The 5,061-nt window shown below is 43.4% G+C and carries 9 protein-coding genes; 8 read left to right on the forward strand and 1 reads right to left on the reverse strand.

Annotation, left to right across the window (positions count from 1 at the left end; genetic code table 11):
• Positions 1-98: 98 nt before the first annotated feature.
• The 5 genes from NDI42_RS28575 to NDI42_RS28595 all read left to right on the forward strand — a co-directional run bounded on the left by NDI42_RS28575 (position 99) and on the right by NDI42_RS28595 (position 3,403).
• Positions 99-995 (forward strand): DUF389 domain-containing protein, encoded by an 897-nt coding sequence (locus NDI42_RS28575; protein ID WP_313931190.1) that lies wholly within the window; start codon positions 99-101, stop codon positions 993-995.
• Between the two features lie 54 nt (positions 996-1,049).
• Positions 1,050-1,553 carry a hypothetical protein gene (locus NDI42_RS28580; RefSeq protein ID WP_190456216.1) on the forward strand — a complete coding sequence of 168 codons (504 nt, stop codon included), beginning with the start codon at positions 1,050-1,052 and terminating at the stop codon, positions 1,551-1,553.
• 200 nt (positions 1,554-1,753) lie between these two features.
• Positions 1,754-2,275 (forward strand): hypothetical protein, encoded by a 522-nt coding sequence (locus NDI42_RS28585; protein ID WP_190456218.1) that lies wholly within the window; start codon positions 1,754-1,756, stop codon positions 2,273-2,275.
• A 2-nt stretch (positions 2,276-2,277) separates the two neighbouring features.
• The gene (locus NDI42_RS28590) at positions 2,278-3,006 is read left to right on the forward strand and encodes a Tat pathway signal protein (protein WP_190456221.1); all 729 of its coding nucleotides are present in this window, start codon (positions 2,278-2,280) and stop codon (positions 3,004-3,006) included.
• 22 nt (positions 3,007-3,028) lie between these two features.
• The gene (locus NDI42_RS28595) at positions 3,029-3,403 is read left to right on the forward strand and encodes a hypothetical protein (RefSeq protein ID WP_190456222.1); all 375 of its coding nucleotides are present in this window, start codon (positions 3,029-3,031) and stop codon (positions 3,401-3,403) included.
• 81 nt (positions 3,404-3,484) lie between these two features.
• Here NDI42_RS28595 and NDI42_RS28600 read toward each other — a convergent pair whose 3' ends face one another.
• A complete protein-coding gene (locus NDI42_RS28600) occupies positions 3,485-3,652 on the reverse strand; it encodes a hypothetical protein (RefSeq protein ID WP_190456225.1) in 168 nt (55 codons plus the stop codon).
• Positions 3,653-3,803: 151 nt separating this feature from the next.
• On the opposite strand from NDI42_RS28600, the gene NDI42_RS28605 reads away from it, so the two are divergent.
• Genes NDI42_RS28605 through NDI42_RS28615 form a run of 3 tightly spaced genes read left to right on the forward strand, consistent with a single transcriptional unit; the run spans position 3,804 to position 5,012 of the window.
• Complete coding sequence (locus NDI42_RS28605) at positions 3,804-4,343, forward strand: hypothetical protein (protein ID WP_190456227.1); 540 nt, start codon at positions 3,804-3,806, stop codon at positions 4,341-4,343.
• Between the two features lie 2 nt (positions 4,344-4,345).
• Complete coding sequence (locus tag NDI42_RS28610) at positions 4,346-4,534, forward strand: hypothetical protein (protein WP_190456230.1); 189 nt, start codon at positions 4,346-4,348, stop codon at positions 4,532-4,534.
• Between the two features lie 10 nt (positions 4,535-4,544).
• On the forward strand, positions 4,545-5,012 hold the full coding sequence (locus NDI42_RS28615) for a hypothetical protein (RefSeq protein WP_190456231.1): 468 nt from the start codon (positions 4,545-4,547) through the stop codon (positions 5,010-5,012).
• Positions 5,013-5,061 lie beyond the last annotated feature (49 nt).

Consider the following 5,061-nt stretch of genomic DNA (forward strand, 5'->3'; position numbering starts at 1 on the left):
ATCTAAACGGGCTGAGCATGATTTCTATGACCAGATTTGGTTCTCTCGCATCCGTTCATTAACCTGTCACCCTTGATCTACCAAGCATCTACAAAGATGTGTCAGGCAGTCAGATTGTTGGGTCTTGCGCGATCGCTACTTTCGGACTCCTGACCAACAGTGCGGCGGTAATTATTGGGGCAATGATTATCGCCCCGTTAATGTTACCCATTCGCGGCTTAGCTTTTGGCGCATTAGAAGGCGATATTCTGCTGTTTCGCCAAGGGTTAAAATCAGTAATTGCGGGGACAGTTTTAGCGATTGTTTTAGCGTTTCTTCTCGGTTCCTTTGTCGGACTGCCAGAATTTGGCAGCGAAGTGCTGTCTCGCTCTAAACCGACTCTGCTAGACTTAGGAATTGCCGTATCTGCCGGGGGAATCAGCGGCTTTGCCAAAGTTCAGCCAAAAATTTCTGGTACTTTAGCTGGGACTGCGATCGCAGTCGCACTTATGCCCCCCGTTTGCGTCATTGGCTTAGGTCTTTCCCAAGCTAATTGGTCGCTGAGTTTCGGTGCAGCGCTGCTGTACATGACAAATTTGTTGGGCATTACCCTAGCTTGTATGCTGACATTTTTAGTGTCAGGCTACACCCCATTAAATCGCGCCCGTAAAGCCCTAACTTGGACTCTGGTTTTTACAGCAATTCTCCTAGTTCCTTTAGGTATCAGCTTAGTACAATTAATCAGACAAGCCCGACTAGAAGCAAGTTTAAAACAAGCACTGCTTAAAGAAACCATTACCTTTCAGCGAGTAGATTTAATTAAAACTGAGTCCAACTGGTTAACTAACCCACCAGAAGTTTATCTCACAGTTCGCGCTCAGGAAGTTTTAACACCTAAACAAGTGCTGCTACTGGAAGAGTTTGTCGAGCAAAAAATGGGTCAGCCTTTTACATTAATTTTTCAAGTTAGTCAAGTCAAAGATGTCCGGCGAGAAGTCCCAACCTCGTCACCTTAACAGCCTGAGCCTTGAACAATCTTTTATCCAACTTTTTTAATCTTTCATAAAATAATGCAACCAAAATTCACAGATATTACCAGTTGGGGGCAAGCGGAAATCCTGATGCAACCAGCCTTCATCCGCATCATTGACCACATCCGCAAACACTTAGATCAATCAACCTGGAAAGGAACTTATAAAGAAGTGCTAATTTGGTCTGGGGGGACATCAGAAGAAACTAAAGCTGCTTTTACTGCTTTGCAGCAACAACTCGCCACCGCTTCACCAGAAGAAGCGTCTGTAATCGAAAATGCTTTAGCTGATATCCCAAATCCCTATCCTGGCTATCTGCTTTGTTTGCAACAACAAGACCGCGAAGTTAGCGTTGATTTGTGGGAACTGTGCTATCAAGTTTGTTTTCGCAATTATAATCAAGCGATCCACCAAGAAAATGCAGAAGTAGAGATTGATACCAGCTTAATTGAAGAAGACACTGGTGATGTAGACTGGAATCTTTTGGACGCTAAAGCTAAGCAATTAGTAGAAGAAATATTTGTGAATTTGCCTAGTAGTTGAAAAGTCCGCAGGTTAAGAGGTGTGGACAGGGCGCGATCACGCATCAGTGAATCTATCTATTGTAATGACTTTGCAATTTGCAACTGGAAATATTCAAATTACGTAATCTTACTGAAGTTAAACCAATTTTCCAGTGTTACCTTAGGCTCACGTAGATACAATGCCGTATCTTGAGCCAAAATTCACGAACCGCAGTAACCATGAATAAAATGAAGTTGCTCCGTAAAATTGCTGCATCTGGAACAATATGTCTAGTTTTTGCAGGATTAGCTGGACAAATAGCACAAGCACAACAGCGCACTACTTCCCTCTTTTCAAGTAACTGTGTTCAGAGGGGATTGATGAAAAGCAGTTCACGGGATGTGTCTATAAATAGAGAGGTATTTACCGAAATATTTGCTATATCGGACAATTCATTAATTAGCTGTCGAATTAGACCCGCAGGCTCTGCACCCAGGTATAAAACTTTGCGTCTGGCATTTGGTAGTGAGGATACTAAACATGGTCATAAACCCGTAGAAGTAAAGGTTTATCTTGATGGAAATCTGGCAGCTTCTCGGTTTATTTCTGTGGGCGAAAAAGCCTTGTTATTGCTTGATGTCAGTAAAGCAAGCAGTGTTGCCATAGAAATTCCCAGCAATCGTGATGGTTACATTGATGGAGTTTCGTTCATTCAAGCTTTGCTTGAGCCTATTTCCTCATCTCCAGGCCGCAGAAGATAACCATGACGCTTAACCGACGCAAGTTTACTCGCATTGCACTTATAGGCGGGGCTTCTTTTGCAGCTAGTTCTGGTATTTTTTTCCCAAAACCATCTGAAGCATTTATCTTAGGCTTTCTGCTTAGGGGATTAACAGCTCGTGGAGTTTTTGGTAGTCTGGTACGCTTTGGTGCTGGTAGAGTAATTAAAGGTGCATTATCCGGCGCATTTGGCCCTTCAGAAGAAGAACTTCTACAGATCCAACTAGCTGACAAAGATTTTATCGAACGCCGATTTACTCAAGATAAAACCCAGATGGCACAAGCTGAAACTACTATTTTCTGGGGTCAGCAAAAGCAAGATAAGTGGGGAACAAATGTCGGGTTTGGCTTTGTTCAGGAATATCAGGGTGAAATCAGCACCGCTAAAATTTCCGGCCCTACGATGACAGGAATTCACGTTGCTTCTCAATTTCTAGCGAAACAAGGACTTTCACCTAGTGAGGTAGCAGGATCGCTTATGCCAGTGCGATCGCAGTTTGATGATTGGGGAACGTGGGAAGGAGACAACGATCCATCTATAGGTGCAAGTTATGGTGTGGGTTTCACAAACTACCGCACACTTTTGGGCGAAGTTACTTCTCGCTATGACCTCATCCAACCCGGTCGTGGCGGGCGTGGTGAAGTTCAGCTTATAGTTGAAGCTGGTGGTCAACCCCGCCGCGACATCATCGTTCAAGTTAAGTTTGCTTGAAATTACTGGAGCAGAACACCTTATGAAAAAATCTCGCTTCATGTCTGGGTTAGCTTTATTGGTAACCACTGTAATTCTGCTTTCTGATGTAGGAGCAGTAGTCGCTAAACCTCCCATACGTACTAATCGTAGTTTAAGACCTGCTAAGGTGGAAATGTGGAGGAGAGTTGCTAACGATCCAAAAATTAACAGGAGTATTCGAGGGTATATTAGAAATCAATTGCGTCAGCGCGGTTCTCGTATGAGAAATCCACCTGGCTATGATGCAGGACATAAAATTCCTGGGGTTCATACTCCAGGAAATCTCCGACCTGAATTAGCTTCTATGAATCGTGCCCGCCCTGGCATTGCGCGAAGAGTAGGGAATCGGTTGGGGAGAAGGCTAATACGCCGCTAAGCACCGGAAGCGCACTACACTTCAAATACCAGATTTACCGAAGTAGCGACCTGTACTACAAATACTAAATAAGTTCTAGTTTTACAAAGGTAGTTCTTGAGGCGTGGAAGTTTTCACGCCTTGTTTGTTTAGCGGTGCGGCGTGTGTCGGGTAGGTCGGCAAATGCTTCGACAATAGCCAATTGAGACATTGGTCGTTGGCACTATAGTCAGATGGCTTCAATACCCTATCAACAACTGAATTAGGCATTATAGCCAGGGCTATAATGCCTTTGCAATTTTCAACTGGAGGGAAATTTCTAGTACGTAATTTTGCTGATTTCAAACGGATTTTCGAGTGTTAACTTAGGCTCACGTAGATACAATGCCGTATCTTGAGTCACAATACGTGAGTAGCAAGCATGAATAAAATAAAGTTTATCCGTAAAGTTGCCGCAGTTGGTGCCATATACCTGGCTGGTACTGGAATAGCTGGAGAAGTAGTACAGGCAAAGAAACCTGCCTTCCTACTGTCAAATACATGTGTAGAAACGAGTGGTAGGTGGGGAACATCTCGTGAAGAAATTTCTGTAGGTAAAGAACTTTTTACATCTGTTATGTATATGACATCTGGTTATTATGGCGGCGATGGTCAGCCGTCCTCAATGACCTGTAGAATTAGGCCAGCTGGCTCGGCATCTAAATTTAAAACACTACGGTTAGCATTTGGGATAGCAGACAATGCTAGGAAAGGTCAAGTCACAGTATCTGTTCATTTAGATGGGAATCAAGTTGCTTCTCGAACCATTTCTTCTGGAGAAAAAGAATTACTATTAATTGACGTTTCTAAAGCAAGTAGCCTTGCCGTGGAAACAAGCTGTTCTAGCGAATGCCCAGTTTTTGTTAATGTCTTTCAGGCACTTCTTGAGCCTGTTTCTTCACGTCCGAGTCAGAGAAGATAAGTATGGCGCTAAATAGACGCAAGTTTACTCGCATTGCACTTATAGGCGGCGCTTCTTTTGCAGCTAGTTCTGGTATTTTTTTCCCAAAACCATCTGAAGCATTCATCTTAGGCTTTCTGCTTAGGGGTTTAACAGCTCGTGCTGGTGGTCAACCCCGCCGAGATATCACCGTTCAAGTTAAGTTTGGTTGAGGAAATACTGATGAAAAAGTCTATTTTTGGCTCTAGTGCAGTAATCCTTATAGCGGCTTCATGCCTTTTGTTTGATGCTGGGGTAGGAGTTGCTAAACCCAGTATTTTTCCAAACACAACCTATTCAGAATCTCACTCGCTTACAAACGTGGAGTCTTTGCTAATTAAAAGACTTCCTAACGCCTTGCCAAGATGGGTGAGTAGAGTGCCTGCAAGAAGTAGAGGTCAATGGCTGGATCAATCAAAGGGAATTTATCGTTCCAACAGAGGTAGTATTATCGGCCCTTATGGTTTGCTTGCGAATCATCCACGACGACATGATTGGATAAGGCGGGAATTCAAAGGGCAAAGACTTGAAGCTCACCATTTAGTAGAGAAGCGTTTTGCTCGTGTATTTAAGATGAATGAAAATGATATAGCCTTTTCCTGTCTAGTGAGGTACGCTCAAAGCATAGAGCATGAGTATTTTCTTGATTAGAGATGAAACCCTACTCCCTTGACCTGCGGCAAAAAATTGTTGACACCTA

This window comes from Funiculus sociatus GB2-C1, assembly GCF_039962115.1.
GTDB classification, from domain to species: domain Bacteria; phylum Cyanobacteriota; class Cyanobacteriia; order Cyanobacteriales; family FACHB-T130; genus Funiculus; species Funiculus sociatus.

Excerpts from the sequence above, each read along its gene's own strand:
- NDI42_RS28610 (WP_190456230.1), top strand. The coding sequence starts at position 4,346 with ATGGCGCTAAATAGACGCAAGTTTACTCGCATTGCACTTATAGGCGGC.
- NDI42_RS28595 (WP_190456222.1), top strand. The coding sequence starts at position 3,029 with ATGAAAAAATCTCGCTTCATGTCTGGGTTAGCTTTATTGGTAACCACT.
- NDI42_RS28585 (WP_190456218.1), top strand. The coding sequence starts at position 1,754 with ATGAATAAAATGAAGTTGCTCCGTAAAATTGCTGCATCTGGAACAATA.
- NDI42_RS28590 (WP_190456221.1), top strand. The coding sequence starts at position 2,278 with ATGACGCTTAACCGACGCAAGTTTACTCGCATTGCACTTATAGGCGGG.
- NDI42_RS28580 (WP_190456216.1), top strand. The coding sequence starts at position 1,050 with ATGCAACCAAAATTCACAGATATTACCAGTTGGGGGCAAGCGGAAATC.
- NDI42_RS28600 (WP_190456225.1), bottom strand. The coding sequence starts at position 3,652 with ATGCCTAATTCAGTTGTTGATAGGGTATTGAAGCCATCTGACTATAGT.
- NDI42_RS28615 (WP_190456231.1), top strand. The coding sequence starts at position 4,545 with ATGAAAAAGTCTATTTTTGGCTCTAGTGCAGTAATCCTTATAGCGGCT.
- NDI42_RS28605 (WP_190456227.1), top strand. The coding sequence starts at position 3,804 with ATGAATAAAATAAAGTTTATCCGTAAAGTTGCCGCAGTTGGTGCCATA.